28 protein-coding genes are annotated in these 25,550 nt (G+C 64.9%); 11 read left to right on the top strand and 17 right to left on the bottom strand.

Features of this window, described 5'->3' with window-relative positions; translation table 11 throughout:
- Window positions 1-97 precede the first annotated feature (97 nt).
- A complete protein-coding gene (locus AC3WON_RS03190; RefSeq protein WP_010809583.1) occupies window positions 98-520 on the top strand; it encodes an NfeD family protein in 423 nt (140 codons plus the stop codon).
- A 100-nt stretch (window positions 521-620) separates the two neighbouring features.
- On the top strand, window positions 621-1,553 hold the full coding sequence (locus AC3WON_RS03185) for an SPFH domain-containing protein (protein WP_010809582.1): 933 nt from the start codon (window positions 621-623) through the stop codon (window positions 1,551-1,553).
- Between the two features lie 40 nt (window positions 1,554-1,593).
- On the opposite strand, the gene smpB is transcribed toward AC3WON_RS03185, so the two are convergent.
- Window positions 1,594-2,046, bottom strand: a complete 453-nt coding sequence (gene smpB, locus AC3WON_RS03180) for an SsrA-binding protein SmpB (protein WP_013956942.1) — start codon at window positions 2,044-2,046, stop codon at window positions 1,594-1,596.
- Between the two features lie 177 nt (window positions 2,047-2,223).
- Here smpB and AC3WON_RS03175 point away from each other — a divergent pair, with 177 nt between their 5' ends.
- Entirely contained in the window at window positions 2,224-2,661 is a 438-nt protein-coding gene (locus tag AC3WON_RS03175; protein ID WP_010809580.1) for a type II toxin-antitoxin system RatA family toxin, read from the top strand.
- Entirely contained in the window at window positions 2,648-2,995 is a 348-nt protein-coding gene (locus tag AC3WON_RS03170; protein ID WP_492317829.1) for an RnfH family protein, read from the top strand. Before AC3WON_RS03175 ends, AC3WON_RS03170 begins: the two co-directional genes overlap by 14 nt.
- A 54-nt stretch (window positions 2,996-3,049) precedes the next feature.
- Here AC3WON_RS03170 and AC3WON_RS03165 read toward each other — a convergent pair whose 3' ends face one another.
- Complete coding sequence (locus AC3WON_RS03165) at window positions 3,050-3,559, bottom strand: DUF4124 domain-containing protein (RefSeq protein ID WP_492317828.1); 510 nt, start codon at window positions 3,557-3,559, stop codon at window positions 3,050-3,052.
- 203 nt (window positions 3,560-3,762) lie between these two features.
- Window positions 3,763-4,722, bottom strand: a complete 960-nt coding sequence (locus AC3WON_RS03160) for a DMT family transporter (protein ID WP_492317827.1) — start codon at window positions 4,720-4,722, stop codon at window positions 3,763-3,765.
- Between the two features lie 124 nt (window positions 4,723-4,846).
- Here AC3WON_RS03160 and guaB point away from each other — a divergent pair, with 124 nt between their 5' ends.
- The 3 genes from guaB to guaA all read left to right on the top strand — a co-directional run bounded on the left by guaB (window position 4,847) and on the right by guaA (window position 8,724).
- The gene (guaB, locus tag AC3WON_RS03155; protein ID WP_010809576.1) at window positions 4,847-6,310 is read left to right on the top strand and encodes an IMP dehydrogenase; all 1,464 of its coding nucleotides are present in this window, start codon (window positions 4,847-4,849) and stop codon (window positions 6,308-6,310) included.
- A 196-nt stretch (window positions 6,311-6,506) separates the two neighbouring features.
- The gene (locus tag AC3WON_RS03150) at window positions 6,507-7,130 is read left to right on the top strand and encodes a membrane protein (protein ID WP_010809575.1); all 624 of its coding nucleotides are present in this window, start codon (window positions 6,507-6,509) and stop codon (window positions 7,128-7,130) included.
- The gene (guaA, locus tag AC3WON_RS03145) at window positions 7,105-8,724 is read left to right on the top strand and encodes a glutamine-hydrolyzing GMP synthase (protein ID WP_492351126.1); all 1,620 of its coding nucleotides are present in this window, start codon (window positions 7,105-7,107) and stop codon (window positions 8,722-8,724) included. The genes AC3WON_RS03150 and guaA overlap by 26 nt, the downstream gene beginning before the upstream one ends.
- 122 nt (window positions 8,725-8,846) lie before the next feature.
- On the opposite strand, the gene AC3WON_RS03140 is transcribed toward guaA, so the two are convergent.
- The 9 genes from AC3WON_RS03140 to AC3WON_RS03100 form a co-directional block, all read right to left on the bottom strand.
- Entirely contained in the window at window positions 8,847-9,863 is a 1,017-nt protein-coding gene (locus tag AC3WON_RS03140; protein ID WP_492317825.1) for a D-cysteine desulfhydrase, read from the bottom strand.
- 107 nt (window positions 9,864-9,970) lie between these two features.
- The gene (locus AC3WON_RS03135) at window positions 9,971-10,696 is read right to left on the bottom strand and encodes an amino acid ABC transporter ATP-binding protein (RefSeq protein ID WP_492317824.1); all 726 of its coding nucleotides are present in this window, start codon (window positions 10,694-10,696) and stop codon (window positions 9,971-9,973) included.
- A gap of 52 nt (window positions 10,697-10,748) precedes the next feature.
- Complete coding sequence (locus AC3WON_RS03130; RefSeq protein WP_492317823.1) at window positions 10,749-11,408, bottom strand: amino acid ABC transporter permease; 660 nt, start codon at window positions 11,406-11,408, stop codon at window positions 10,749-10,751.
- Window positions 11,409-11,489: 81 nt separating this feature from the next.
- Window positions 11,490-12,290 (bottom strand): transporter substrate-binding domain-containing protein, encoded by an 801-nt coding sequence (locus AC3WON_RS03125; protein ID WP_316149854.1) that lies wholly within the window; start codon window positions 12,288-12,290, stop codon window positions 11,490-11,492.
- Window positions 12,291-12,334: 44 nt separating this feature from the next.
- On the bottom strand, window positions 12,335-13,513 hold the full coding sequence (gene metC, locus AC3WON_RS03120; protein WP_492317822.1) for a cystathionine beta-lyase: 1,179 nt from the start codon (window positions 13,511-13,513) through the stop codon (window positions 12,335-12,337).
- Window positions 13,514-13,518: 5 nt separating this feature from the next.
- Window positions 13,519-14,745 (bottom strand): pyridoxal phosphate-dependent aminotransferase, encoded by a 1,227-nt coding sequence (locus tag AC3WON_RS03115; protein WP_492351125.1) that lies wholly within the window; start codon window positions 14,743-14,745, stop codon window positions 13,519-13,521.
- Window positions 14,746-14,813: 68 nt separating this feature from the next.
- On the bottom strand, window positions 14,814-15,047 hold the full coding sequence (locus AC3WON_RS03110; RefSeq protein ID WP_492344790.1) for a DUF6356 family protein: 234 nt from the start codon (window positions 15,045-15,047) through the stop codon (window positions 14,814-14,816).
- Window positions 15,048-15,177: 130 nt separating this feature from the next.
- Window positions 15,178-16,179 carry a thioredoxin-disulfide reductase gene (gene trxB / locus AC3WON_RS03105; RefSeq protein WP_492351124.1) on the bottom strand — a complete coding sequence of 334 codons (1,002 nt, stop codon included), beginning with the start codon at window positions 16,177-16,179 and terminating at the stop codon, window positions 15,178-15,180.
- 195 nt (window positions 16,180-16,374) lie between these two features.
- Window positions 16,375-16,722 (bottom strand): DUF3088 domain-containing protein, encoded by a 348-nt coding sequence (locus tag AC3WON_RS03100; protein WP_492351157.1) that lies wholly within the window; start codon window positions 16,720-16,722, stop codon window positions 16,375-16,377.
- Between the two features lie 244 nt (window positions 16,723-16,966).
- Between AC3WON_RS03100 and ftrA the strand changes: the two genes are divergently transcribed.
- Complete coding sequence (gene ftrA, locus AC3WON_RS03095) at window positions 16,967-17,977, top strand: transcriptional regulator FtrA (RefSeq protein ID WP_492351156.1); 1,011 nt, start codon at window positions 16,967-16,969, stop codon at window positions 17,975-17,977.
- A gap of 252 nt (window positions 17,978-18,229) precedes the next feature.
- On the opposite strand, the gene AC3WON_RS03090 is transcribed toward ftrA, so the two are convergent.
- The 5 genes from AC3WON_RS03090 to AC3WON_RS03070 all read right to left on the bottom strand — a co-directional run bounded on the left by AC3WON_RS03090 (window position 18,230) and on the right by AC3WON_RS03070 (window position 22,425).
- Window positions 18,230-19,102 (bottom strand): 3-oxoadipate:acetyl-CoA acetyltransferase, encoded by an 873-nt coding sequence (locus AC3WON_RS03090; protein ID WP_492351123.1) that lies wholly within the window; start codon window positions 19,100-19,102, stop codon window positions 18,230-18,232.
- A 26-nt stretch (window positions 19,103-19,128) separates the two neighbouring features.
- Window positions 19,129-19,911 carry a 3-oxoadipate enol-lactonase gene (gene pcaD / locus AC3WON_RS03085; RefSeq protein ID WP_492351122.1) on the bottom strand — a complete coding sequence of 261 codons (783 nt, stop codon included), beginning with the start codon at window positions 19,909-19,911 and terminating at the stop codon, window positions 19,129-19,131.
- 13 nt (window positions 19,912-19,924) lie between these two features.
- Complete coding sequence (gene catC, locus AC3WON_RS03080; RefSeq protein WP_492317815.1) at window positions 19,925-20,203, bottom strand: muconolactone Delta-isomerase; 279 nt, start codon at window positions 20,201-20,203, stop codon at window positions 19,925-19,927.
- Between the two features lie 45 nt (window positions 20,204-20,248).
- A complete protein-coding gene (locus AC3WON_RS03075) occupies window positions 20,249-21,394 on the bottom strand; it encodes a muconate/chloromuconate family cycloisomerase (protein ID WP_492317814.1) in 1,146 nt (381 codons plus the stop codon).
- Between the two features lie 113 nt (window positions 21,395-21,507).
- Complete coding sequence (locus AC3WON_RS03070; protein WP_492317813.1) at window positions 21,508-22,425, bottom strand: LysR family transcriptional regulator; 918 nt, start codon at window positions 22,423-22,425, stop codon at window positions 21,508-21,510.
- 146 nt (window positions 22,426-22,571) lie between these two features.
- On the opposite strand from AC3WON_RS03070, the gene catA reads away from it, so the two are divergent.
- The 3 genes from catA to benB all read left to right on the top strand — a co-directional run bounded on the left by catA (window position 22,572) and on the right by benB (window position 25,536).
- On the top strand, window positions 22,572-23,495 hold the full coding sequence (catA, locus tag AC3WON_RS03065; RefSeq protein WP_492317812.1) for a catechol 1,2-dioxygenase: 924 nt from the start codon (window positions 22,572-22,574) through the stop codon (window positions 23,493-23,495).
- A 104-nt stretch (window positions 23,496-23,599) separates the two neighbouring features.
- On the top strand, window positions 23,600-25,024 hold the full coding sequence (gene benA, locus AC3WON_RS03060) for a benzoate 1,2-dioxygenase large subunit (protein ID WP_492351121.1): 1,425 nt from the start codon (window positions 23,600-23,602) through the stop codon (window positions 25,022-25,024).
- Window positions 25,021-25,536, top strand: coding sequence for a benzoate 1,2-dioxygenase small subunit (gene benB, locus AC3WON_RS03055; RefSeq protein ID WP_492351120.1), 516 nt, complete (start codon window positions 25,021-25,023; stop codon window positions 25,534-25,536). Before benA ends, benB begins: the two co-directional genes overlap by 4 nt.
- Window positions 25,537-25,550 lie beyond the last annotated feature (14 nt).

The raw sequence follows: 25,550 nt of genomic DNA, 5'->3' as shown, positions 1-25,550 counted from the left end.
CCGGCCCTGCGTCAGGTGTTGCTACTGCCCCGCAGACGCTGAAAGGCGCTGCGGGGTTTTTACTTTTCGGGATGTATCTGGACGAACGGGAGCTTGGATGGCGTACTACATCTGGTTCGTGGCAGCGGTCGCGCTGGTGATCATCGAGATGAACACCGGCACCTTCTACCTGCTGATGGTGGCGGTGGGGCTGGCCGCCGGCGGCGTGGGGGCCTTGCTGGGATTGTCGCCGGCCGCGCAGACGCTGGTGGCGGCGCTGGTCGCTGCGGTGCTGATCGCAGGCCTGCGCCGCACCCGCTTTGGCAAGCTGCGGCGCGGCAACGCCGCCGCCGATCCCAACGTCAATATCGATATCGGCCAGGAGCTGGACGTGCCCGGCTGGGACGCCAACGGGCGCGCCCGCGTGCCGTACCGCGGCGCCGACTGGACCGTGGAGCTGGCGCCCAACTGTGCCGCCGCACCAGGACGCCACCGCATCGTCGCGGTGCGCGGCAGCACCCTGGTCGTGTCTCCCCGCTGAAACCCTGTCTTAATGCGCAGCGCGGCAATTGTCGCGCTGCGATCCGCCTGCCGCCGCCTGGCGGCTCCGTACTGCTGTCTTCTGTCTGGAGGGTCGTTACATGCTCGCATTTCAGCTTGGTTTGTTGCCGCTGATCATCCTCATTGCCGTTATCGTGCTGATTGCCAAGGGCATCAAGATCGTGCCGCAGCAGCATGCCTGGGTGCTCGAGCGCCTGGGCCGCTACCACGCGACGCTGACGCCGGGGCTGTCGATCGTGGTGCCGTTCGTCGACCGCGTCGCCTACAAGCACGTGCTCAAGGAAATCCCGCTGGACGTGCCCAGCCAGGTCTGCATCACCAAGGACAACACCCAGCTGCAGGTCGATGGCGTGCTGTACTTCCAGGTCACGGACCCGATGAAGGCATCGTACGGATCGAGCAATTTCGTGGTGGCGATCACGCAGCTGTCGCAGACCACGCTGCGCTCGGTGATCGGCAAGCTGGAGCTCGACAAGACCTTCGAGGAGCGCGAGTTCATCAACCACAGCGTGGTCAACGCGCTGGACGAGGCCGCATCCAACTGGGGCGTCAAGGTGCTGCGCTACGAGATCAAGGACCTGACCCCGCCCAAGGAGATCCTGCACGCGATGCAGGCGCAGATCACCGCCGAACGTGAAAAGCGCGCGCTGATCGCGGCGTCGGAGGGCAAGCGCCAGGAGCAGATCAACCTGGCCACGGGCGCGCGCGAGGCGGCGATCCAGAAGTCAGAGGGCGAGCGGCAGGCCGCCATCAACACGGCCCAGGGCGAGGCGAGCGCGATCCTGGCGGTGGCCGAGGCCAACGCGCAGGCGATCCAGAAGATCGGCAATGCGATCCGCACCGAAGGTGGCATGGATGCGGTCAACCTGAAGGTGGCTGAGGAATACGTGGCCGCCTTCGGCAACCTGGCCAAGCAGGGCAATACGCTGATCGTGCCGGGCAATATGGGCGACATGAGCAGCATGATCGCGGCCGCCCTGCAGATCGTGAAGGGGCAGCAGAAGGCTGCCTGAAGGGGCTGACGGACACGCCGCGGCAGCGCGGCGCCGGGGCTCAGTCCTTGGCGTCGCCCTTCATGATGCGGGCCTTCTCGCGCTGCCAGTCGCGCTGTTTCTCGGTCTCGCGCTTGTCGAACTGCTTCTTGCCCTTGGCCAGGCCGATCTCGCATTTGACGCGGCCGCGCGTGTAGTGCAGGTTCAGCGGGACCAGGGTATAGCCGCGCTGCTCGACCTTGCCGATCAGCTTCTTGATCTCGTCGGCCTTGAGCAGCAGCTTGCGGGTGCGCACCGGGTCGGGATTGACGTGGGTGGAGGCGCTTTGCAGCGGGCTGATATGGGCGCCGATCAGGAACATCTCGGCATCGCGCACCACCACGTAGCCCTCCTTGATCTGCACGCGGTTGGCCCGGATCGCCTTGACTTCCCAGCCTTCCAGCACGATCCCGGCCTCATATCGCTCTTCGATGAAGTAGTCGAAAAAGGCCTTTTTGTTGTCTGCGATGGTCATGCGTGCGGGTGGGGGAACAATGAGTGGAATCCGGTCGGATCGCTGCAGTGCCGCATGGCGAGGTGCCGCCATGCGCCAGCGTCGGCTAAAATTGGCATTTTAGCAAACCAGCCCCGGTACCGGCTCATGCTGCCGCGCGTTGCGCACGGCGTGGCCGGAAGCCAGATTGCCCACTACATGGCAGACGTCCATAAATCCGTGCTGCTCGGCTACTCCGCCGCGCAGATGTACGACCTGGTCACGCGCGTGGAGGACTATCCCAAGTTCCTTCCATGGTGCGGTGGCGTGGAGGTGTTCGAGCAGACCGATACCATGCTCGACGCCAAGATCCATATCCACTTCAAGGGGATCCAGCAGTTCTTCCACACCCGCAATACGCAAGAACGCCCCACCCGCATCGACATGACCTTTGCCGACGGGCCGTTCAAGACCTTCAACGGCGCATGGCGCTTTACGCCCCTGCGCGAAGACGCCTGCAAGATCGAATTCCACCTGCACTATGAGTTTTCCAGCCTGCTGCTGGAAAAAATCATCGGCCCGGTCTTCAGCATGATTGCCAATACCTTTGTCGACGCCTTCGTCAAGCGGGCCGAGGTGGTCTATGTCGCCAACTGACGCCGGCGCGGGGGCGGTGCATATCGCGGTCTGCTATGCGCGGCCCGATAGCGTCTTCCTGAAGGAGATCGACGTGCCAGCCGGCACCACGATTGCCGCGGCCATAGTCGGCTCCGGGCTGCAGCAGGCCTGTCCGGAGGTGGACCCGTCGACCATGCGGGTGGGCATCTTCGGCAAGCTCAAGACGCCGGAGACGGTGGTGCGCGAAGGCGACCGCGTGGAGGTCTACCGGCCCTTGACCGCCGATCCCAAGCAGGCGCGCCGCAAGCGCGTGCAGAAGCAGCGCGCGGGCGGCACGCGCGAAGGCCAGAAGTGGTTGCGCGGCAGCGGTTGAGCCGAGCCTGCCAGGCATGCAAACGGGGCCGATGCGCCCCGTTTTTCTTTGGTTTCAGCTGCAGTTCTTCTCGAGGCTGGCGTTGGTCTTGAGCACCTCGGCCTGGCGCTGGTCGCTGTTCAGGTGCTGCAGCGAACCGTCCGGACCCGCCACCGCGGCGCGCATGCCTTGCTGCAGGCCGTTGGCGTAGTTGCGCAGCTGCGCGCAGCGGGCCTCGCGCTCGGCCGCCTCGCTTTCCTTGCGGGCCTCTTCGGTAGCGGCTTTCAGGCTGGCCTCGCGGCGCTTCTGGAAGGCTTCTTCGGGCGTCGGCGCCGGGGCCGCGGCGGGCTTGGCCGGAGCCGGGGCAGCAGGGGCGGGCGCCCCGGCATTGGCGGCCTCCACCGGCTGCAGCTCGCCGGCGAAGCGGCCCGGGGCGCGCAGCACCTTGGCTGCCGCCGCCGACGGCGGCACGTCGCTGTAGACCATGCGGCCGTTGGCGTCGCGCCATTGCCAGTAGGCAAGGGCCTGGACGGGAACGGCGAGAGTGGCGGCGGCAAGCAGGCACAGCGCGGACGATCGTTTCATGGCGAGGCGTCTTAAAGTGACTCGGAAGTAACTGGTGCGGCTGGAATCGTGCTGGGCCGCCGGCTGGGCGCATGGCGATGCCGCGGCAGGACAGCCGCGGCGATGGCTTGGCGCCCGCCCGGTATCAGGTGCGTAGCGCCGGTTTGACCCTGGTAAAGCTGTTGTTCGTGGCGCGTGTGACCCCCGCGCCATCGTTCGCTAGTCTACGCAGACTTGTCGGTGGCGTGCAAGCGCACCGACCAGGCCACGCCGACCATCAGCAACACAATGGCGGCGATTTCCAGCGGCCGCGGCCAGCGGTGGTCGAAGACAAAACCGTAGGCCAGCGCGAACAGCGTCTCGAACACGATCATCTGGCCCGACAGCGTCAGCGGCAGGCGCCGGCTGGCGATGTTCCACAGGTTGTTGCCGATCAGTGATGCGCCCAGCGCCACCGCGGCATTGACCATCCAGAACCACTGCCAGTCACGGCCACTGTCGCCCGCGGTCAGCGTGTCGCCCGCCAGCGCCCAGCCGATCACGGCCAGCACCGCCGACACCGCGCCGGTCGACAACCCGTACAGCGCCGACCATTCATTGCCGCTGTAGTGCGGGTTGCGCTGCAGGTAGCGTGCGTTATCGACCGCGTAGAGCGTCCAGCAGACCAGCGCGCCGGCTGCGCAGCAGACCCCGGCCAGTTTCTGCCAGACCGGCCGGACTGCCGCGCCGGCTGCCGCCGCGTGGGCGCTCTGGCCGCCGCCGAACAGGTCGATATTGATGCAGGCGATGCCGGCGGCCACCACCAGCAGCGGCCACGCCAGCCGCGACAGCGGCATGGCGCCGTGGTCGCGCCGGCCCATGATGGTGACCGAGATCGGCAGAATGCCGATGATCAGGGAGGTGGGACCCACCCCGGCGAGCTGCACGCCGAAGGCCAGCAGCACGTAGTAGAGCAGGTTGCCGGTGAAGGCCTGGCGCAGCAGCGCCACGCAGTCCGCCCGGGTCAGCTTGCGCGCGATGCGCTTCATCAGCGGCAGCGCGGCCACGAAGGCGACCAGGCCGTAGGCCAGGTAGCGGCCGATGGCCAGCTCCCACGGCGAGAACACGGGCAGCAGCTTGGGGGCGATAAAGACCATGCCCCAGAAGGCGCCTGCCAGCAGCCCGCACAATACGCCGATTCCCATGCTTCGCGTTCGCCCGAATAAAAGGACGACGAGCATAGCAGACCGCTTCCAGGAAAGCCCATTGCAGTGCATCAGCAAAGCGCGCATTCCTGTATAATTCGGTTTTGCGCCTAGAGGATTTGCTATGCGTCTTGTCCAGAAAGCACTCACATTCGATGACGTGCTGCTCGTCCCGGCCTATTCGGCCGTCCTTCCCCGGGATGTCTCCCTCCGCACCAGCCTGACCCGCTCCATTGAACTGAACATCCCGCTGGTATCCGCGGCGATGGACACAGTGACGGAAGCCCGCCTGGCGATTTCCATGGCGCAGGCCGGCGGTATCGGCATCGTCCACAAGAACCTGAAGCCCGCCGACCAGGCCCGCGAAGTCGCGCGCGTGAAGCGCTATGAGTCGGGCGTGCTGCGTGATCCGATCACCATTTCGCCGGACATGAAGGTCCGCGATGTGATCGCGCTGTCGCAGCAACATGGCATTTCCGGCTTCCCGGTGCTGGAAGGCAAGGCCGTGGTCGGCATCATCACCAACCGCGACCTGCGCTTCGAGGAAGAGCTCGACGCCCCGGTGCGCGCCAAGATGACGCCCCGCGAAAAGCTGGTGACCGTGGCCGAAGGCGCGACGCTGGAAGAAGCCAAGCGCCTGATGAACCGCCACCGCCTTGAGCGCGTGCTGGTGGTCAACCAGGCCTTCGAGCTGCGCGGCCTGATCACGGTGAAGGACATCCAGAAGGCAGTGGACAATCCGCTCGCCAGCAAGGACGAGCGCGGCCAGCTGCGCGTAGGCGCCGCGGTCGGCGTGGGCCCGGACAACGACGAGCGCGTCGAACTGCTGGTCAAGGCCGGCGTCGATGTGATTGTGGTGGATACGGCGCACGGCCATAGCCAGGGCGTGCTGGACCGCGTGCGCTGGGTCAAGCAGAACTTCCCGCAGGTGCAGGTGGTTGGCGGCAATATCGCCACCGGCGATGCCGCGCGTGCGCTGGTCGAGCATGGCGCCGACGGCGTCAAGGTCGGCATCGGCCCGGGCTCGATCTGCACCACGCGTATCGTTGCCGGCGTGGGCGTGCCCCAGATCACGGCGGTTTCCAACGTGGCCGAGGCCCTCAAGGGCACCGGCGTGCCGCTGATCGCTGACGGCGGCGTGCGCTACTCCGGCGATGTGGCCAAGGCCCTGGCGGCCGGCGCCCACACGGTGATGATGGGCGGCATGTTCTCGGGTACCGAGGAAGCGCCGGGCGAAACCTTCCTGTTCCAGGGCCGTTCGTTCAAGAGCTACCGCGGCATGGGTTCGGTGGGTGCGATGAAGGATGGCGCGGCAGACCGCTACTTCCAGGAAGACAACACCGCCAACGTCGACAAGCTGGTGCCGGAAGGCATTGAAGGCCGCGTGCCGTACAAGGGCTCGGTGATGGCGATCATCCACCAGCTGACCGGCGGCGTGCGTGCCTCGATGGGCTATTGCGGCAGCAAGTCGATTGCCGACTGGCACGAGAGCGCCCAGTTCGTCCAGATCACGGCAGCCGGCATGCGTGAATCGCACGTGCACGACGTGCAGATCACCAAGGAAGCGCCGAACTACCATATCGACTGAGGCGCAGCGGCTGCGCCCGTCGCCTCGCGGCGGTGCGCGGCCGCAACGTCGTCGGGGCGAGGGCGCATTGCCGCGGGCGGCGCCTTCGCCTGACCGGAATGCCATCCGGCCCGGCCGCTCGCCAAGCCGGTGTTGCCTGAACGTGGGCCGCACCCGCCGGCCGCACCATCGGCCAGGCCCATGACGAGGAGCGCCAATGAAGGTATTGCTGCGAGCCGTGCTGTTTTTTGATGCCCTGGTGGATTTGATGCTGGGCATCCTGCTGTTGATGTCCCCGTTCACCACGCTGTATGCGGCGCTGCAGTTGCCGCAGCCGCAACCGGCCCTGTTCGGGCAGCTGCTGGGCGTGGCACTGGTCGGCCTGGCCGCGCTGCTGTGGCAGGCAACATTCAACGGCCAGCTGACGGTGCCAGTGGCGCGCACAGCCGGCTATGTGAACCTGGCCAGCGCAGTGCTGATCATTGCCTGGATGGTGTTCATGGAACTGCCGCTGGTCGGCGCGGGCAAGATCTGGCTGCCGGTGATGGCAGTGGTGCTGGCGTTTTTTGCGCTGGTGCAGATTCCCGCTTCCAGGCGCGTGCGCAACCGCGAAAGGCAGCTGAAGGCCGAGCGCGCACTGCAGGAACAGGAACACAAGAAGGAAGTCCGCAAGGAACCCGGCGTCGCCCCCGCGGCGCGCCCAACGAATACCCCAGAATACCGGCGCGAGCCGGTCATCACGCCGCCGCCGGGCTATGGCCCCGGCACGGAAGTCGTGACCGAGCCCATTCCGGAAGACACGCCATCGGCCCATCATGCACGACAAAATCCTCATTCTTGATTTCGGCTCGCAGGTCACGCAGCTGATCGCCCGCCGCGTCCGCGAGGCGCACGTCTATTGCGAGATCCACCCGAACGACGTCTCCGACGACTTCGTCCGCGAGTTCGCCCCCAAGGCCATCATCCTGTCCGGCAGCCACGCCAGCACCTATGAAGACCACCAGCTGCGCGCGCCGCAAGCCGTGTGGGACCTGGGCGTGCCGGTGCTGGGCATCTGCTACGGCATGCAGACCATGGCCGTGCAGCTGGGCGGCAAGGTCGAGTGGAGCGACCAGCGCGAATTCGGCTACGCCGAGGTGCGCGCCCATGGCCACACCAACCTGCTCAAGGACATCGAGGATTTCCGCACGCCGGAAGGCCATGGCATGCTCAAGGTCTGGATGAGCCACGGCGACAAGGTTGCCGGCCTGCCGCCGGGCTTCAAGCTGATGGCCTCCACCCCCAGCTGCCCGATCGCCGGCATGGCCGACGAGGCGCGCGGCTACTACGCGGTGCAGTTCCACCCCGAGGTCACGCATACCGCCAAGGGCCGCCAGATGCTGGAGCGCTTCGTGCTCGGCATCGCCGGCTGCAAGCCTGACTGGGTCATGCGCGACCATATCGAGGAAGCAGTTGCCAAGATCCGCGAGCAGGTCGGCGATGAAGAAGTCATCCTGGGCCTGTCCGGCGGCGTCGACTCGTCGGTGGCCGCGGCGCTGATCCACCGCGCCATCGGCGATCAGCTCACCTGCGTGTTCGTCGACCACGGCCTGCTGCGCCAGGACGAAGGCAAGCTGGTGATGGAAATGTTTGTCGGCCGCCTGCACGCCAAGGTCGTGCATATCGACGCCTCCGATCAGTTCCTCGGCCATCTGGCCGGCGTGACCGATCCCGAGCAGAAGCGCAAGATCATCGGCCGCGAGTTCGTCGAAGTATTCCAGGCCGAGGCCAGGAAGCTGACCAACGCCAAGTGGCTGGCGCAGGGCACGATCTATCCGGACGTGGTGGAGTCGGGCGGCACCAAGACCAAGAAGGCCACCACCATCAAGAGCCACCACAACGTCGGCGGCCTGCCGGAAACGCTGGGCCTGAAGCTGCTGGAGCCGCTGCGCGACCTGTTCAAGGACGAAGTGCGCGAGCTGGGCGTGGCCCTGGGCCTGCCGCCGGAAATGGTCTACCGCCACCCGTTCCCGGGCCCGGGCCTGGGCGTGCGCATCCTGGGCGAAGTCAAGCGCGACTACGCCGACCTGCTGCGCCGCGCCGATGCGATCTTCATCGAAGAACTGCGCAAGACCATCGCCACCGAACAGGACGCCGCCGCAGGCCTGTGCGAGCCGGACCAGGTCGGCAAGAGCTGGTACGACCTGACCAGCCAGGCCTTCGCCGTGTTCCTGCCGGTCAAGTCCGTGGGCGTGATGGGCGACGGCCGCACCTACGACTACGTCGTGGCGCTGCGCGCGGTGCAGACCACCGATTTCATGACCGCGCACTGGGCGCACCTGCCCTATGCGCTGCTGGGCCGTTGCTCTAACCGGATCATTAACGAAGTACGTGGCCTGAACCGGGTTGTGTATGACGTGTCGGGGAAACCGCCGGCGACGATTGAGTGGGAGTAACGTGTAATCCGCTTTTAATCGAGCATACAGGGCGCCCTCGAGGCGCCTTGTCTTTTGGCTCCGCGCTTCGCGTTGCCGCGGCGGGGCTGGGCGGTGGTGTCGACTTCCCCTCCGTTCCCGCTTTAGTCCCTCGGACCTGTATTGATTGCATTGCGATACGCAAACAACGCCGGCGCACCACCGGTATGCAGGAACAACACCGGGCCATCCGAAGCAAAACGCCCGCGCGCGACGCCATCGAGCAAACCAGCCATCGCCTTCCCCGTATAGACGGGATCGAGCAACACACCTTCGGTACCTGCCAGGATGCGGATGGCCTCCAGTCCCGCCTGGTTGGGTTCACCATAGCGAGGTGCGAAGTACTCGTCCCACAACTCGACCTTCAGCCCTGCCGGCACCGCGACATCGAGCAGCGCGGCAGTCCCTTCGATCAGCCCAGCCACCTTCGGCGTTTGCGCCGCGACGCTGCGCGACACGGTAACGCCGACGACCGGTGTATCCGGCATCGCGTGTGCGAGCGCAAACGCAAGCCCGCCATGGGTTCCGGCACTGCCGGACGCCAGCACGACCGCCGAGAACGCAAGACCCATCTCCTCGGCTTGCTGCGCCAGCTCCAGGCCGGCACGTACATACCCCAATGCCCCCAGCGGATTGGACCCGCCGATTGGGATGACATACGGCTTGTGCCCCTCGCCACGCAGCCGTTCCGCAAGGGCTTGCAACTGTGCGTCGGCGTTGTCGAGACTAGTAACCGGCTCGGCCTGTGCGTCGAACAAATCGAGCAGCAGGCGGTTGCCGCTGTGCAGGTAGTCGCCGTCTGCCGTGCCGGTCGGGTTCTCCAGCAACGCGTTGCAGCGTAGCCCAAGACGGGCCGCCAGCGCCGCCGTCTGGCGGACATGATTCGACTGTATGGCTCCGGCCGTTACCAGCGTATCGGCGCCCTGGCGCAAGGCGTCAGCCGCCAGGAACTCAAGCTTGCGCAGCTTGTTTCCGCCAAACGCAAGTGGTGTGGTGTCATCCCGCTTGACGTAGATATCGCGCCCGAGCATCCCGGACAGGCGATCAAGCTTTTGCAGGGGCGTGACCGCGCCGACCAGATCGAGGCGGGAGAAAGCGGCAAGGCGATCCGAGATCTTCATGATTTCGACTTTGGGGGAGGTGGACCAGGACGGTGCGGCGGCGGGCGTTGTCAGCGGGAACCTTGATCGCCCCCGACCGCCCCCGCCTTTATGCAAGCGGGTGTGAGTCAATGCAGGATCTTTGCGAGAAACTCCTTCGCACGGGCCGACTTCGGGTCGCCGAAGAAGGCGTCCTTGCCGGTATCCTCGACGATGGCGCCGCCATCCATGAAAATTACGCGGCTGGCGACCTTCTTCGCGAACCCCATTTCATGGGTGACGCAGATCATCGTCATGCCCTCGCGTGCCAGTTCGACCATGACGTCCAGCACCTCATTGATCATTTCGGGATCGAGCGCCGATGTCGGTTCGTCGAACAGCATGGCGATCGGATCCATCGACAGCGCGCGTGCAATGGCAACGCGCTGTTGCTGCCCGCCCGAAAGCTGCCCGGGGTATTTCCGCGCATGCGCTTTCAGGCCGACGCGCTCGAGCAGGCGCATGCCGTTCTCCTGTGCTTCCTCTTTGCGGCGTTTCAACACTTTGACCTGCGCCAGGGACAGGTTGTCGAGAATGGACAGATGCGGGAACAGCTCAAAATGCTGAAACACCATGCCAACCCGCGCACGCAACTGGGCGAGCTTGATCTTCGGATCACCGACCATTACCCCGTCCACACTGATCCGGCCCTGCTGAAACGGCTCGAGGCCGTTGACCGTTTTGATCAGCGTGGATTTTCCTGATCCGGAAGGGCCGCAGATGACCACGACCTCGCCTTTTTCTACCTGGGTGCTGCACGCATCAAGCACCTTGAACTGACCGTACCACTTCGATACGCCTTCGAGCGCGATCATCGTTTTGTCTCCTACTTGCAGATTGCATTCTTCGGGTTTCCGACCCGTTAGATCAACGCGTCACAGGCAGTGTCAGACGCGCCTCGAGGCGTCGCTGTGCCCATGACAATCCGGTGCTGAACAGCCAGTAGATCGCTGCTACCGACAGATACAAGGGAAGCGGTTGGAACGTTGATGCGATGATTTCCTGGGACGACCTGAGCAACTCGGTCACGGTGATGACTGACACTAGCGACGTATCCTTGATCAGGCTGATGAGCGTGTTGCCGAGGCTTGGCACGGCGAGCCGCAGGGCCTGCGGGCAGACGATGTAACGCAGCGTCTGCAGATGGCCCAGCCCGAGGCTGTGCGCGGCGCTCCATTGCCCTCTGCCGATACCGAGAATCGCGCCGCGCATGCTTTCCGACAGGTACGCGCCGGCATTGGCCGTGAGGGTAAGAATGCCGGCGCTGGTGGGGTCCAGGGAAATGCCGAGGTCTGGCAGGCCATAGTAGACGACGAACATCTGGACCAGCAGCGGCGTCCCGCGCATGACACTGACATAGGCGCGCGCAATGCCGCCGAGGATTGGACTGGTGCTGATACCCATGATGGCGACCACGATCCCGACCAGCAGGCCGAAGACCATCGACGCCAGGGCAAATTTCACGGTGATCACTGCTCCGTGCAGGAGTACCGGCGATGCATGAATGACTAGATCAAGAGATTCCATGATTCGATCCGTAGAAGTGGCCGCGTGGCCGGCCAGGCCGAGGCCTGCAGCGATGGAAGGAGCCGGCCGGCGTGGCAGCGATTACTGGGCGACGGGTCTGCTGGCGTCGGTACCCAACCACTGGATGGACAGCTTGCGCAACGTGCCATCCTGCTGCAACGCGTTCAGTGCGTCGTCAATGGCTTTGGCAAACTTGGGATTGCCCTTGCGGAACGGGATTCCCATCTCAAGCTTCGTGCCAGCGAGCAGCGCGCCGGTGCGTAGCGGCATCTTGGAGTTCTTGATCAGGTATGGCAGCATCAGGCGGTCATTGAGGGCCGCATCGATGCGCCCGGCCGCCAGGTCACGCAGGTTTTCCGACGTACCCGGATAGGTCTGCACCAGGATACCCGGCACGGATTTCGCCAGTTCGGCATAGTTGCTGCCCAGCGTGACGCCGACGGATTTTCCCTTCAGCTCTTCAAGCGAATTGAACTCGCGCTTGTCATTGTTGCGCTGAAGTACCTGGACCGCGGAATAGACGTATGGCTGGGTAAAATCCAGAGCCTGGCGGCGCGCCGGCGTGATGCCCACCTGGTTGACGATGACGTCGAACTTGCCGGCTTGCAGGCCGGCAATGATGCCACTCCACTCGGTGGTGATGAACTGGACCTTGAGCCCCATCTTGTCGGCCACGGCTTTGGCTACGGCCACGTCAAAGCCGTCGAGCTGACCGTCGCCATTGCGATAGCCAAAGGGTGGGTAAGTGCCCTCCATGCCGACTTTCAGGACACCGCTGACTTTGACCGAATCCAGCAGATCTTCAGCGTGCACGGCGGGCGCCGTGACAATCAGGAGGGTCGCGATGCACGCGCTTTGCAACAGCAGCTTCAGGGATTTCATGTCTTGTCTCCAATGTAGGAATAGGTATTTTTTTGAGGGCACTGCTACTGCACGGCAAGTCTGCGGAACGCGGCTTCCAGGTCGGCGATCAAATCCTCCTTGGCCTCCAGGCCCACGTGCAATCGAAATGCCTGGCCGGCATACGGCCAGGCGGCTGCGGGGCGCTCCTCCCTGGGATCGAAGGGCATCACCAGACTCTCGAATCCGCCCCAGGAAAAGCCCAGGCGGAACAGCTTCAGGTCGTCGATGAAGGCACGGAACGCCTCACGCCCATATCCGGGCTTGAGCACGACGCTGAACAATCCTGAAGCCCCCGTGAAATCCCGACGCCAAAGGGCGTGGCCCGGCGCACCAGGGAGCCCGGGGTGCAATACCCGGGCCACCTCCGGGCGGCACGCCAGCCAATCGGCAATTGCCAGTCCGCTACGCTGATGCCGCTCAAGGCGCACGGCCATCGTCCGCAAGCCCCGCTGCGCGAGATAGACGTCGTCCGGGCCCGCGTGCTGGCCAGTGGCGAAGACATAGTCGCGCACCGTGTTCCATGACTCACGGTTGGTCGTGATCACACCCATCAAGGCGTCCGAATGCCCAACGATGTATTTCGTCCCCGCATGCACGGAGACGTCCACGCCGTGCTCGAATGGCTTGAAGAACAAGGGCGTGGCCCACGTGTTGTCGATGACGACGACCGCGCCATGCCGGTGTGCGACCTTCGCAATGGCAGGAATGTCCTGCATTTCGAACGTCTGCGAACCCGGTGACTCGGCGAACACGAGCGTCGTGGTCGGACGGAACAAGGCCGCGATGTCGGACCCAAGCGTGGGGTTGTAGAACGTCGCTGACACGTTGCAGCGGGCCAGTACCGTTTCGACGTAGTGGCGCGTCGGGCCATAGACGCTGTCGCTCACCAGAATGTGATCGCCGGCTTTGACGAATGCCATGATGGCGCTCGTACACGCCGCCAGGCCGGACGACACTAACAGCGAACGGTGCCCGCCTTCGAGCTGCGCGAGTGCGTTCTGCAACGCGAAGGTGGTCGGCGTGCCTTTGCGGCCGTACCACATGACATCCGTGTCGGCGCCCGACATGGCACGCCCGCGCGCTTCCATGTCGTCGAGATTGCGAAACGTCACCGTCGACGCATGGAAAACCGGCGGATTGACGACGCCGCCGAAATCGTCCGGATCGATCACGCCGTGCGAGAGGTAGGTATCGGGAGACATCCGGATTACCCTCGCCTCTCGCTGTTGACCATGTCGCCCAGGCGCTCCAGTCCCATGCGGAGATTGGGCTCGGGCGGGCCGAACGAAAAGCGCACCCAGCTTGCATCGATGTATTCGGTCGCGCGCTGGTTGCCCGGATTGACGTCGAAGAACCTGCCGGGCACGGTCATGACCATGCGCTTGAGACCCTCCGTAAAGAAGGTGTCCGCGGTGTTCAGCGGCGCGGGCAGCCGATGCACCCGGCCCCAGAGATAGAACGTGCCGTTGCCAGCGCATGGGATCTCGACACCCATGTCGGTCAGCGCGTCCAGCATGATGCGGCGCTTCCTGGCGAACATCTTCCGCAATGCGGACGTTTCCTGATCCGCACGGTCGCGTTGCAGTGCTTGCACGGCAAGCCGTTGCACGATCGTCGGCGGGCCGCCGTCGATGGCGCTTGCGGCACGGCTGATCATGTCGATCACCTCGGTCGGCCCCACCACCCAGCCCACGCGCAGGCCGGGGTAACGGTGATTCTTCGTCAAGCCGTCGACGATGACGACCGGGTCCGTTTCCACGTCCTCGACGAACTCGGCGGCAGATACCGGCTTGTCCGCGGGGGCATGGCCATCTTCGAACACGAAGTGCGAATAGAACTCGTCGAGCAGCATCCAGCAGCCCGTGTTGCGCGCCGCCGCCACATACTGTGCCAGTGCTTCCCCACGTACCACGGCCCCGGTGGGGTTGTTGGGATTGCTCCACAGCAGCGCGTCCAGCTCTTCCCTTGCGATCAGTCCTTCGAGCGCCTGCGCCGGGATGGCAAAGCCGTCTTCGGGCCCCACGGGCAGCGTGACCGGCGTGAAGCGATGACGGTGGTAAGCGATCAGATCTTCGTAGGCGGTGTAGTCGGGCACGACGTGGCCCAGACGAATTTCGCCCAGGGTGGCGAGCAGGCGCGACAGCGCAAGCCGCCCGCCGGACGCAATCGCGACATTGTCCTTCGTGTACTGCGATGCTTTGCCGCGACGATAGCGACGGTTGTAATCGTCCGCGACCGCCTGACGCAGCGCATCGATGCCGCCGACCGGCCCGTAGGCGCAATCTGCCACGTCGAACTGCAGTGAAGCCAGCCGTTCCGGCGCGCCTGCCATGGGCCCGATTTCAGGCTGCCCCTGGCCGAGGTTGCACCAGTCAGGATGACCGTTGCGGAAGCCGAGCTTGACGGCTTCGTGAACGACGTGGATCACGCCCATATAGGGGACCGGGCGTAGCAGGGAAGACGCTAGTGAGCTTGTCATGTTGTTGTCGAAGGGGGGCTTGTTTATCGGTGACGCGACGCCACGCGGTTGCGATGGGTGACCATGCGCTCATGCAGCCGGGAGATCGTGTTGCTGCCTGTGGCGACGAAGAGAAAAGGCAGCATGCCGTGCACGAGCGCCGCGATCGATGCGAACAGCATCGACGCGCCAAATGAAAACGACGACAACATATGCTGCAGATAGCTCTCGCCAACCGATGCCGGGTGCTCTTGGAAGAGCCGGAATATTGTTCTCATGGTGGGGGCGTCATCCGGTATTGCGCATCGTCCGATCCTGGATTGGAAAGCCGGCTTCGCGCTGTTTGTGAGAGAAATCATAGTGTTCGATTCCCGCAAAATGCTTCCATAAAAACCCGCCATATCGCTTCTAATTAGAAGAATTTTCTACTGGGATGGTGCAATGTAGAAATGCAGGCTCCGGCGTACTTTCCAGGTATCGCTGCGCGTCGAGCGCGGCCATGCAGCCCGTGCCGGCGCTGGTGATCGCCTGCCGATAGATGTGGTCCTGCACGTCGCCTGCCGCGAACACGCCCGGCACACTCGTGCCCGTGGCGTTGCCCGAGAGGCCGCCGTTGGTGACGATGTAGCCGTTCGTCATCTCGAGCTGGCCTCTGAAGAGATCGGTGTTCGGCTTGTGGCCGATGGCGATGAAAACGCCTTGGAGTGCGAGTTCGGTGGTCTCGCCGGTTTGCGCATGCCTGATGCGCAGGCCGGTCACGCCGGCCCCGTCGCCATTCACTTCGTCGAGCACGTGGTTCCATTTGATCTCGACAACACCTTGCTTCGCCTTCTCGAGCAGACGGTCGACCAGGATCGGCTCGGCGCGGAACTTGTCGCGGCGGTGGATCACCGTGACCTTCTTCGCGATGCCAGCCAGATACAGCGCTTCCTCGACCGCCGTATTGCCGCCGCCAACCACGGCTACATGCTGCTGCTGGTAAAAGAAGCCGTCGCAGGTCGCGCAAGCGGACACGCCGCGGCCCATGAAGGATTCCTCGGACGGCAGGCCGAGATACTGTGCGGACGCGCCTGTCGCGATGATCAGCGCGTCGCAGGTGTACTCGCCGGATTCGCCGATCAGGCGAATCGGCTTCCCGTCGAGCTTTGCCGTGTGGATGTGGTCGAACACGATCTCGGTGTTGAAGCGCTCCGCGTGATCGAGAAAGCGCTGCATCAGCTCTGGGCCCTGCACCCCTGTTGCATCCGCCGGCCAGTTTTCGACATCGGTCGTGGTCATCAACTGGCCGCCTTGCGCCAGGCCCGTGACGAGCACCGGCGACAAGTTGGCGCGCGCTGCATAGACGGCGGCGGTATAGCCGGCAGGGCCGGAACCGAGAATCAGGACCTTGGCGTGCTTGGGTGAAGACATTGGAGAATCCATAGCTTATTCAAGAGACTTCTGGCGATTGCCTGAAGCGATTGCTGAGCAGGTTCGAAGTCGAGGCCCGCCACGCATGGGCACCGCCAAGGTTGCGGCAGGCGATGCCGCCAATCGCAATGGTTGCGATCGGCGCGCGGGGCTGCATGGAAGGCCTCTTCACGCATGAGCCGGGCTGGCCTGTAGTCAGGAGGCGGGATGCGCCACACCGTACTGCGACGACAGGTATCGACGGATATGGTCGGGCGAATCGATAAAACGCGTCGGGCCGCTTACGTGAATCTCCACGCCGTCATCGACCGGCGCGCGCCCGGCGCCGAGCACCAGGACGGGGGCGGACTGGTTCGCCTCGCCGATCAGTTCGACAATTGCCATGCGAGGGCGGGACGCATCGATGTATTCGACATCCACTTCATTGCGCAACTGCGGGAAGAAGCCGAGCAGGCCTTCAACGGCAACGGAATCTCCACAATAGAACGGACCTTCCGAGCCTGAAAAAAAGCCGGGGCGAAGCATGAATAGTTTGTCTTTCACTTTCACTCTCTCTGCGGGTTGAAATTGCTGGCGGACGCGCGTCGCTTGCCGTATCGCGAACCACCGGCCACAGGATATGCAGCGCAAATTGAACCCACCAGTGGCACGAACGACAATTTGCGTAAAGATCGTGCCAACTTGATGGGAGTGGCTGCGATCAGGATCGCAGCCCACGCAACAGACATGGGGGAGAGTCTTGCGAGACGTAGAGCGGATGGGGCAAAATCAATCGCTGGTGGCATCAATGCCGGTTTCCGTCCTTATCGTGCCAAAGACCAAATCACAATCGTCTGCCAACGCAGGACTGGTTGCCGTCGTCGTGTATGACGGCCTGAGCCTCTTTGAATATGGCTGCGCCGTTGAAGTGTTCGGTCTGCCAAGACCTGAAATGGGTGACAGCTGGTATCGCTTCACGACCTGTTCCGCCGAATCGGGGAGGTTGCGCGGTTCGGGGGGCATCCAGGTACAGGCTGACGGTGGCCTCGAACTCCTGGCCAAAGCGAAGACCATCATCATTCCGGGGTGGCGCGGTATCGAAGCGGAGGTCCCGCCGGAACTTTGCCGCGCGTTGAGGAAGGCAAACAAACGCGGGGCGCGCGTCATGTCAATCTGCACGGGCGCCTTTGTCCTGGCGGCAGCGGGGTTGCTCGATGGAAAGCGTGCGACTACGCACTGGCGCCATGCCGCAGCACTCGCGGCGCGATATCCGGACGTCCACGTGGAAGCGGACGTGCTCTATGTCGATGCCGGCGATGTCCTCACGTCTGCCGGCAGTGCGGCGGGAATCGACTTGTGCCTCCACCTGATTCGCCGGGATCTTGGCCCGCGCGCTGCCAATCAGGTCGCACGCCGACTGGTCATGCCACCCCACCGCGAAGGCGGGCAGGCCCAGTATATCGACGAGCCGGTCTCAAAGCGTAGCGGCTCGTCGCTGGCACCCCTGGTGGACGCGGTGCGCGCAACATTGGACGAAGGCTGGTCGATTGTCAGAATGGCAAGGCAAACGGCGATGAGTGCCCGGACCTTTCAGCGGCACTTTGTCAGTACGATGGGGATGCCGCCAGGGGAGTGGCTGCTTACCGAGCGCCTGGGCCGGGCCAGGACGTTGCTCGAAGAGACCGATTTATCCGTGGATGAAATCGCGGTGCAAGTCGGCTTTGGTGCTGCAGCCACGTTGCGCAATCATTTCCGGACTCGGCTTGGAACCAGCCCGGGTTACTACAGGCGACGGTTCAGCGCATCCGAGGCACGCTGACTGGACTTTCTGATTGAGCAGCGCGAACAGCTTGCGCATGAGAGTCGAGGCAGCCGGACCCTTTAGCGCGATTTCGTTGGCACGTCAGCTGGCAGTATCTCGCGGGCGCGCAGAATTGCCGACATTGCGTTTGGCCATCCTGGTCGGCGGAGCGCGGACAGGGCGCTGGGCTGTCGCGGTGGCTTTCGCTGGCTATCGCCGGCCAGCGGAACAGGTTTGCGGTAGAAGTGGCGGTAGAACCCTGGGGCCGAATTAATGCCCTCCCGTTTTCAAGGGCAGCGAACGCCCGTCGATTTCCATTGATGGCAGCCCCAGGAGCGCGCGCGCCTGGGCCACTGTCGCCACGGGGCGCCCATATTCCTCGCACAAGGCTGCTACCTGGCTGACCAGCGCAGCGTTGGAGGGCGCCAGTGTCTGCTTGTCGAGCCGCACATTGTCTTCCAGGCCGGTGCGGCAATGGCCGCCCAGTTCGAGCGACCAGCGCGCCATCGTCAACTGGTCCCGGCCGATGCCAGCGCCGGTCCAGGTCGCATCGGGTGCCAGGCGCCGCAGGGTGTGCACGTAGAAGGCGAGCACCTCGCGATCGACCGGCATCGCATTTTTGATCCCCATCACGAACTGGATATGCAGCGCGCCGCCGATCTTGCCGGCCTGTTGCATGGCCACCGCCTGGAAGATCATCGACAGGTCGAAGGCCTCTATCTCGGGCTTGACGGCGTAGGCCTTCATTTCCGCGGCGAGCCAGTCCACCAGGTCTGGCGGATTGTCATAGACGCGGGTCGGGAAATTGACCGAGCCGGTGGCAAGCGATGCCATGTCCGGCCGCAGCGACAGCATCCCCCCTCGCTCCCTTCCCGCGCCGGAGCGGCCGCCGGTGGAGACCTGCGTGATGATTCCCGGCGCATGTTTGCGGATGCCCTCCAGCACGCGGGCAAAGCGGTCCGGCTCGGAGGAGGGCGTCTCGTCGTCATTGCGCACGTGCAGGTGGACTAGCGTGGCGCCCGCCTCGAAGGCGGCCTGGGTGGATTCGATCTGCTCGCTGACCGTGATCGGCACGGCAGGGTTGTCACGCTTGCGCGGCAGCGAGCCGGTGATGGCGACGGAGATGATGCAGGGCTGGGTCATGTCGGCTCCGGTAAGGATGTATGGCATCACGCCTGTGACAGGAAGCGGATCACCGCGTGCGAAAACGCCTCGGGCAACTCCCAGTTGGACAAATGCGCGGCGTTGAGCGCGAGGTATTCGGCGTCGGCAATGCCTTGCGCCAGCTCGCGGCCCTGTTCCGGCGTAGTGGCGGCATCCTGCACGCCCGCGATCACCAGCACGCGCGAGCGGATGCCTGGCAGCAGGCCGCGCAGGTCGGCATCGCGTACGGCGGCGCAGTTGGCGATATAGCCGTCGGGATCCGTGGGGGCGAGCATGGCGAGCACGGGCGCGATGTGCGCCGGATCGCCTGCCAGCGCGGCCGGCGTGAACCAGCGGGCCAGCACACCCTCGGCAATCGCCGCCATGCCCTCGTTGCGGACGCGCTCGATGCGCGTGTTCCAGCCGGACGCCGGGCCGATCAGCGCCGCGGTATTCGCCAGCACGAAGCGGCCGAAGCGTTCGGGATGATGGCGTGCCAGCCAGATGCCGGTCATGCCCCCCATCGACAGGCCGCAGAAGTGGGCGTGCTCGACACCGGCGTGGTCCATCACCGCCAGCACGTCGGCACCGAGCTCGGCCATGCCGAACGGCGCTGTCGGCACGCCGGAGGCGCCATGGCCGCGCGTGTCGTAGCGCAGCACGCGGAAGCGCTCCAGCAGCGCCGGCATCTGCGGGTCCCACATCGGCAGGGTGGTTCCCAGTGAGTTGGACAGGACCAGCACCGGCGCGCCGGCCGGACCGTGGAGTTCATAGTGAAGGCGAAGCCCGTCGCGGGTGGCAAAGCGCATGACGTGGGCTCCCTCAGCGGATCGATGAAGGATGCGGCGCCAGCGGCGTGACGGCGATCTTCATGTACGGGAACAGCGGCAGCCCCGACAGCAGCGTGTGCAGTGCCTCGTTGGACTCGACGTCGAACACGCTGTAGTTGGCATACTCGCCGACCACGCGATAGAGCTGCTGCCACTTGCCCTGGCGCTGCAGGTCCTGCGCATAGGTTTTCTCGCGCGCCTTGATGTCCTCCGCCTGCGCGGTGGGCATGTCGTGCGGCAGGTTTACGTCCATTCGTACCAGATACAGCATTGGTGTCTCCTCGCCTCGATTCTGATGGGGTCTGATTGCAGGGATTCAGGCGCGGTCGCGCCGGTAGTGGGCGAGCTTGTCCTCGTCCAGCGCCATGCCCAGGCCAGGGCCCTGCGGCAGGTGCAACGCGAAGTCGCGGTAGACGGGGCGCTCGGCCACGATGTCGTCCTTCAGCAGCAGCGGGCCGAACAGTTCGGTGCCCCACGCCAGTTGCGGCAGGGTCGCAAAGCCGTGGGCGGCGGCTATGGTGCCGATGCTGCCTTCGAGCATGGTGCCGCCATACAGCGCGATGCCGGCCGCATCGCCCACCGCGGCCGTGCGCAGCATGCCGAAGATGCCGCCCGACTTGGCGATCTTCAGTGCGAACACGTCGGCGCCGCCGATGCGGGCCAGTTCCATCGCATCCTCGGGCCCGCACACGGCTTCGTCGGCCATGATGGGCACGACGAAGCGCGCCGCCAGACGCGCCAGCGCGGCGCGTTGTTCGCGAGGCGTGGGCTGCTCGATCAGATCGATGCCGGCGGACTCCAGCATGGCAATGCCGGTGGCGGCATCCGCTTCGTTCCAGGCCTGGTTGACGTCCACCGTGACGCGCGCCCGCTCGCCCAGCGCGCGCTTGATCGCGGATACGTGCGCCACGTCCTCGCGCACGCTGCGCCGGCCGATCTTGAGCTTGAAGGTGTCGTGGCGGCGCTCGGCAAGCAGGCGCTCCGCCTCGTCGATGTCCCGCGCGGTGTCGCCGCTGGCCAGCGTCCACAGCACCGGCAGGGTGTCGCGTACGGCGCCGCCCAGCAGTGTCGCCAGCGGCACGCCGAGACGCTTGCCCTGCGCGTCCAGCAGCGCGGTCTCGAGCGCCGACTTGGCGAAGCGGTTACCGCGTGCGACCTTGCCGAGGCGCGCCATGGCGCCATGCACGTTGGCCGCATCCTGGCCCAGCAGCGCTGGTGCAAGGTAGCTGTCGATGGTCAGCTTGATGCCTTCGGGGCTCTCGTCGCCGTAGGAAAGACCACCGATGGTGGTCGCCTCGCCGAGGCCTTCGACGCCGTCGGCACAGCGCAGCCGGACGATCACCAGCGTCTGCCGCTGCATGGTCGCCATGGCGAGCTGGTGCGGCCGGATGGTCGGAAGATCGACCAGGATGGCCTCGATGGACTCGATGGCCGTGGTGCTTTGCTGCGTCGCCACTTTCATACCTTCCTGATGCAGTTGAACGTTGCACCGGAGTATGGAGGGCTATTTTTTGGGTGTCCAACACCGTTGGCGTCTGATTCCATACCTTCAGAGTATGGACCGCCCGTTGATCCCTAATCCTTCGGCGGCGGCAGGTAGGCCATGCCCTCATCCTCGTAGAGCTGGTAGATCATGTCCCGCAGCGAGCGCAGGTCGGCCGACTCGTCCAGCATGCGCGTGCTCATGATAATGGGCGACACCAGCTTGGGATCGTCCAGTTCCTTGTAGGTCACGTCGCCCCGCTTGAGCCCGTAGACGCTGCTCGGGACCACCGAGATGCCTTCGCCCATCGCCACCAGCCCGAGTGCGATCTGCAGCTCGCGCACCTCGTGCAGGCGGCGCGGCTTCAGGGCGCGGTCGTGGAAGGCGGCCAGCACCTGGTCGGCAAAGCTCGGGCGCGGCGCCTTGGGGAAGATGATGAGCGGCTCGCCGACCAGGTCGTGCAGCGCGAGCTCGGGCTTGGCGTCAGCCAGCGGATGGCCGACCGGAAGCGCCACGATCATGCGCTCCTCGCGCAGCACCACGCGCCGCACCGACGGGTCTTCGTGGCGAATGCGCCCGAAGCCCACGTCGATGCGCCCCTCCTTGAGCGCCTTGATCTGGTCCATGGTCGACATCTCGTGCAGGCTCAGTTCGAGATCGGCGTGCATCTGCCGGAAGCGCCGGATGATCCGCGGCAGCATCCCGTACAGCGTGGAGCCGACAAAGCCGACCGACATCTTGTGCTCGATCTTGCCGACCCGCTTGGTCATCGCCTGCAGTTCCGCGGTCTGGGCCAGCAGTTGCAGCGCGTGGGTATAGAAGAAGCGCCCGGTGTCGGTCAGTTTCAGCGGGCGCGAGTGGCGCTCGAAGAGTTGCACACCCAGGTCGTCCTCCAGTTGCTGGATCTGGCGCGACAGCGGCGGCTGTGCGATATGCAGCCGCTCGGCCGCCCGGGTGAAGTTGCGTTCCTCTGCCACGGCCACGAAGTAACGCAGGTGCCGCAATTCCACGACTATACCTCCTGAGTATCAAGCGGATACTAAATCAGTGTTGGACTGCTAAAACTGGCGTTGACTATGCTCCATCCATACCCGGAAGACAAGCTCAATACCTGCAAAGCATGGTCCGGGACCCAACCACAACTATGGAGACCCCCATGACTCACTCGGAAATCGACGCCCTGGTCCACAGCTTTATCGTCGCCACCGGCACGCAAGGCACCCCCGACCCGCGCGTGCAGCAGGTGGTAGTCCGCCTGACCGCGGACCTGTTCAAGGCAATCGAGGACCTCGACCTGAGCGCCAGCGAAGTCTGGAAGGGCATCGAGTACTTCGCCGAGGCGGGCGCCACCCAGGAGTTGGGCCTGCTCGCCGCCGGCCTGGGGCTGGAACGCTTCCTCGACGTCCGCGCCGACGAGGCCGAAGCCCGCGCCGGCCTGACCGGCGGCACGCCGCGCACCATCGAAGGCCCGCTCTACGTGGCCGGCGCCCCGGAAAGCACCGGCTTCGCCCGGCTCGACGACGGTAGCGACGACGGCAAGGGCGAGGTCCTGTTCATGCAAGGCACGGTGTTCGGCGCCGACGGCAAGCCGCTGCCCGGCGCCAGGGTCGAGGTGTGGCACGCCAACCTGATGGGCAACTACTCGTTCTTCGACAAGACCCAGTCGCACTTCAACCTGCGCCGCACCATCGTCACCGACGCCAATGGCCGCTACCAGTTCCGCAGCAACGTGCCCAACGGCTACGGCTGCCCGCCGCAAGGCACCACCCAGGGCCTGCTGGACCAGCTCGCGCGCCACGGACGGCGCCCGGCCCACATCCACTTCTTCGTGTCGGCGGACGGCCACCGCAAGCTGACCACGCAGATCAACATCGACGGCGACGAATACCTGTGGGATGACTTCGCCTTCGCCAGCCGCGAGGGGCTGGTGCCGGCGGTGACCCGCGTCACCGAAGCCGCAGCGCTCGACAAACACGGCGTGGACAAGCCGTTTGCCTCGATCGACTTCGATTTCCGGCTGCTGCCGGAGCAGGCCGGCGCCCCCGCCGCCGAGGTGGAGCGCCAGCGCGCCGCCGCCTGATTTTCCGTAGTGCCGCCCGCCGCGCGGGCCGGCAGATCCAGTCCGGGCGGCAGCGCCATGCGCAGGGCCGTCCAGCAGACAAGACATCGGCAGGAGACAACTCCATGATCCCCATCTATCCGGAGGGCAAGGCCCCCGTTCGCCCCAGCGCCGGGCGCCTCGACCTCGACGCCTTCCTGGTGGAAGACAAGGCAAGCGGCGACCACCGGCTGCACCGCGCGGCCTTCACCGACGAAGACCTGTTCGAACTCGAGATGAAGCACATCTTCGAGGGCAACTGGATCTACCTGGCGCACGAAAGCCAGATCCCGAACAACAACGATTACTACACCACCCATATTGGCCGCCAGCCGGTGGTGATCGCGCGCAACCGCCAGGGCGAAGTGAACGCTTTCATCAATGCCTGCAGCCACCGCGGCGCCATGCTGTGCCGCCACAAGCGCGGCAACAAGGCCACTTATACCTGCCCGTTCCACGGCTGGACCTTCAACAACAGCGGCAAGCTGCTGAAGGTGAAGGATCCCGAGAACGCCGGCTATCCCGACTGCTTCAACAAGGAAGGCTCGCACGACCTGAAGAAGGTGGCGCGCTTCGAGAACTACCGCGGCTTCCTGTTCGGCAGCCTGAACGCGGACGTGCCGCCGCTGCAGGACTTCCTCGGCGAAGCGGCGCGCGTCATCGACATGATCGTCGACCAGTCGGCCGACGGGCTTGAGGTGCTGCGCGGCTCGTCCACCTACACGTTCGAGGGCAACTGGAAGCTGCAGGCCGAGAACGGCGCCGATGGCTACCATGTGTCGGCGGTGCACTGGAACTACGCCGCGACCACCAGCCAGCGCAAGCAGAAGAATGCGCAGGAAGACAAGATCCGCGCCATGGACGCCGGCAAGTGGGGGCAGCAGGGCGGCGGCTTCTACGCCTTCGAGCATGGCCACATGCTGCTGTGGACGCGCTGGGCCAATCCGGAGGACCGCCCCAACTTCAGCCGCCGCGAGGAATTCGCCGAGCGCTGCGGCGCGGAGACCGCGGACTGGATGATCCAGAACTCGCGCAACCTGTGCCTCTATCCCAACGTCTACCTGATGGACCAGTTCGGCTCGCAGATCCGCCTGCTGCGTCCGCTGGCCGTCGACAAGACCGAGGTCACCATCTACTGCATCGCGCCAAAGGGCGAGTCCGACGAGGCGCGCGCGCGCCGCATCCGCCAGTACGAGGACTTCTTCAACGTCAGCGGCATGGCCACCCCGGACGACCTCGAGGAATTCCGCGCCTGCCAGCAGGGCTACGCCGGGCAGGCGTTGGCCTGGAACGACATGTGCCGTGGCGCGAAGCACTGGATCGACGGTGCCGACGAAGCCGCGCAGCGCATCGGACTCAAGCCCGTGATGAGCGGGGTGCGTACCGAGGACGAGGGCCTCTACACGGTGCAGCACCGCTATTGGCTGGATGTGATGAAGAAGGCCGTGGCAGAGCAATCCGCCGAAGCCGCGAATGAAGCCACCGACGCCGCCGCAGGGAGCGCAGCATGAGCGCCGCCGACACCACCCTCGACAAACCGGTCGACCTTGCCGCCATCCAGTCCTTCCTGTACCGCGAGGCACGGCTGCTGGATGACGAAGAGTGGGACGCATGGCTTGCGTGCTACCACCCCGACGCAAAGTTCTGGATGCCCTGCTGGGATGACGACGGCAAGCTGATCACCGACCCGCAGCGCGAGGTCTCGCTGATCTATTACCCGACCCGACAGGGCCTGGAGGATCGCGTGTTCCGCATCAAGACCGAGCGCTCCAGCGCCACCATTCCGGACACGCGCACCAGCCACAACCTGAGCAACGTCGAAGTGCTCGGGGTGGCGGGCGACACCTGCACCGTGCGTTTCAACTGGCACACGCTGAGCCATCGCTACCAGACCACTTACAGCTACTTCGGCATGTCGCGCTACACCCTCGACCTCTCCGGCGGGCAGCCGTGCATCCTGGACAAGTATGTCGTGCTCAAGAACGACTACATCAACCAGGTCATCGACATCTATCACATCTGATCCAGGCTGGAGGA

This window comes from Cupriavidus sp. FW305-46, from assembly GCF_058787075.1.
Note: the sequence above shows the minus strand (reverse complement) of the source record. Positions and strands in the feature narration are given on the sequence as shown.

What these genes read in the sequence shown, in the direction of transcription:
- trxB (WP_492351124.1), bottom strand. Translation starts at nt 16,179, where the DNA reads ATGTCTTCACCCAAGCACGCCAAGGTCCTGATTCTCGGTTCCGGCCCT.
- guaB (WP_010809576.1), top strand. Translation starts at nt 4,847, where the DNA reads ATGCGTCTTGTCCAGAAAGCACTCACATTCGATGACGTGCTGCTCGTC.
- AC3WON_RS03130 (WP_492317823.1), bottom strand. Translation starts at nt 11,408, where the DNA reads ATGGAATCTCTTGATCTAGTCATTCATGCATCGCCGGTACTCCTGCAC.
- AC3WON_RS03140 (WP_492317825.1), bottom strand. Translation starts at nt 9,863, where the DNA reads ATGAAGATCTCGGATCGCCTTGCCGCTTTCTCCCGCCTCGATCTGGTC.
- AC3WON_RS03185 (WP_010809582.1), top strand. Translation starts at nt 621, where the DNA reads ATGCTCGCATTTCAGCTTGGTTTGTTGCCGCTGATCATCCTCATTGCC.
- ftrA (WP_492351156.1), top strand. Translation starts at nt 16,967, where the DNA reads ATGCCGGTTTCCGTCCTTATCGTGCCAAAGACCAAATCACAATCGTCT.
- catC (WP_492317815.1), bottom strand. Translation starts at nt 20,203, where the DNA reads ATGCTGTATCTGGTACGAATGGACGTAAACCTGCCGCACGACATGCCC.
- AC3WON_RS03090 (WP_492351123.1), bottom strand. Translation starts at nt 19,102, where the DNA reads ATGACCCAGCCCTGCATCATCTCCGTCGCCATCACCGGCTCGCTGCCG.
- catA (WP_492317812.1), top strand. Translation starts at nt 22,572, where the DNA reads ATGACTCACTCGGAAATCGACGCCCTGGTCCACAGCTTTATCGTCGCC.
- metC (WP_492317822.1), bottom strand. Translation starts at nt 13,513, where the DNA reads ATGTCTCCCGATACCTACCTCTCGCACGGCGTGATCGATCCGGACGAT.
- AC3WON_RS03160 (WP_492317827.1), bottom strand. Translation starts at nt 4,722, where the DNA reads ATGGGAATCGGCGTATTGTGCGGGCTGCTGGCAGGCGCCTTCTGGGGC.
- benB (WP_492351120.1), top strand. Translation starts at nt 25,021, where the DNA reads ATGAGCGCCGCCGACACCACCCTCGACAAACCGGTCGACCTTGCCGCC.
- AC3WON_RS03135 (WP_492317824.1), bottom strand. Translation starts at nt 10,696, where the DNA reads ATGATCGCGCTCGAAGGCGTATCGAAGTGGTACGGTCAGTTCAAGGTG.
- AC3WON_RS03115 (WP_492351125.1), bottom strand. Translation starts at nt 14,745, where the DNA reads ATGGGCGTGATCCACGTCGTTCACGAAGCCGTCAAGCTCGGCTTCCGC.
- AC3WON_RS03170 (WP_492317829.1), top strand. Translation starts at nt 2,648, where the DNA reads ATGTCGCCAACTGACGCCGGCGCGGGGGCGGTGCATATCGCGGTCTGC.
- benA (WP_492351121.1), top strand. Translation starts at nt 23,600, where the DNA reads ATGATCCCCATCTATCCGGAGGGCAAGGCCCCCGTTCGCCCCAGCGCC.
- pcaD (WP_492351122.1), bottom strand. Translation starts at nt 19,911, where the DNA reads ATGCGCTTTGCCACCCGCGACGGGCTTCGCCTTCACTATGAACTCCAC.
- AC3WON_RS03190 (WP_010809583.1), top strand. Translation starts at nt 98, where the DNA reads ATGGCGTACTACATCTGGTTCGTGGCAGCGGTCGCGCTGGTGATCATC.
- guaA (WP_492351126.1), top strand. Translation starts at nt 7,105, where the DNA reads ATGCACGACAAAATCCTCATTCTTGATTTCGGCTCGCAGGTCACGCAG.
- smpB (WP_013956942.1), bottom strand. Translation starts at nt 2,046, where the DNA reads ATGACCATCGCAGACAACAAAAAGGCCTTTTTCGACTACTTCATCGAA.
- AC3WON_RS03075 (WP_492317814.1), bottom strand. Translation starts at nt 21,394, where the DNA reads ATGAAAGTGGCGACGCAGCAAAGCACCACGGCCATCGAGTCCATCGAG.
- AC3WON_RS03125 (WP_316149854.1), bottom strand. Translation starts at nt 12,290, where the DNA reads ATGAAATCCCTGAAGCTGCTGTTGCAAAGCGCGTGCATCGCGACCCTC.
- AC3WON_RS03150 (WP_010809575.1), top strand. Translation starts at nt 6,507, where the DNA reads ATGAAGGTATTGCTGCGAGCCGTGCTGTTTTTTGATGCCCTGGTGGAT.
- AC3WON_RS03175 (WP_010809580.1), top strand. Translation starts at nt 2,224, where the DNA reads ATGGCAGACGTCCATAAATCCGTGCTGCTCGGCTACTCCGCCGCGCAG.
- AC3WON_RS03110 (WP_492344790.1), bottom strand. Translation starts at nt 15,047, where the DNA reads ATGAGAACAATATTCCGGCTCTTCCAAGAGCACCCGGCATCGGTTGGC.
- AC3WON_RS03165 (WP_492317828.1), bottom strand. Translation starts at nt 3,559, where the DNA reads ATGAAACGATCGTCCGCGCTGTGCCTGCTTGCCGCCGCCACTCTCGCC.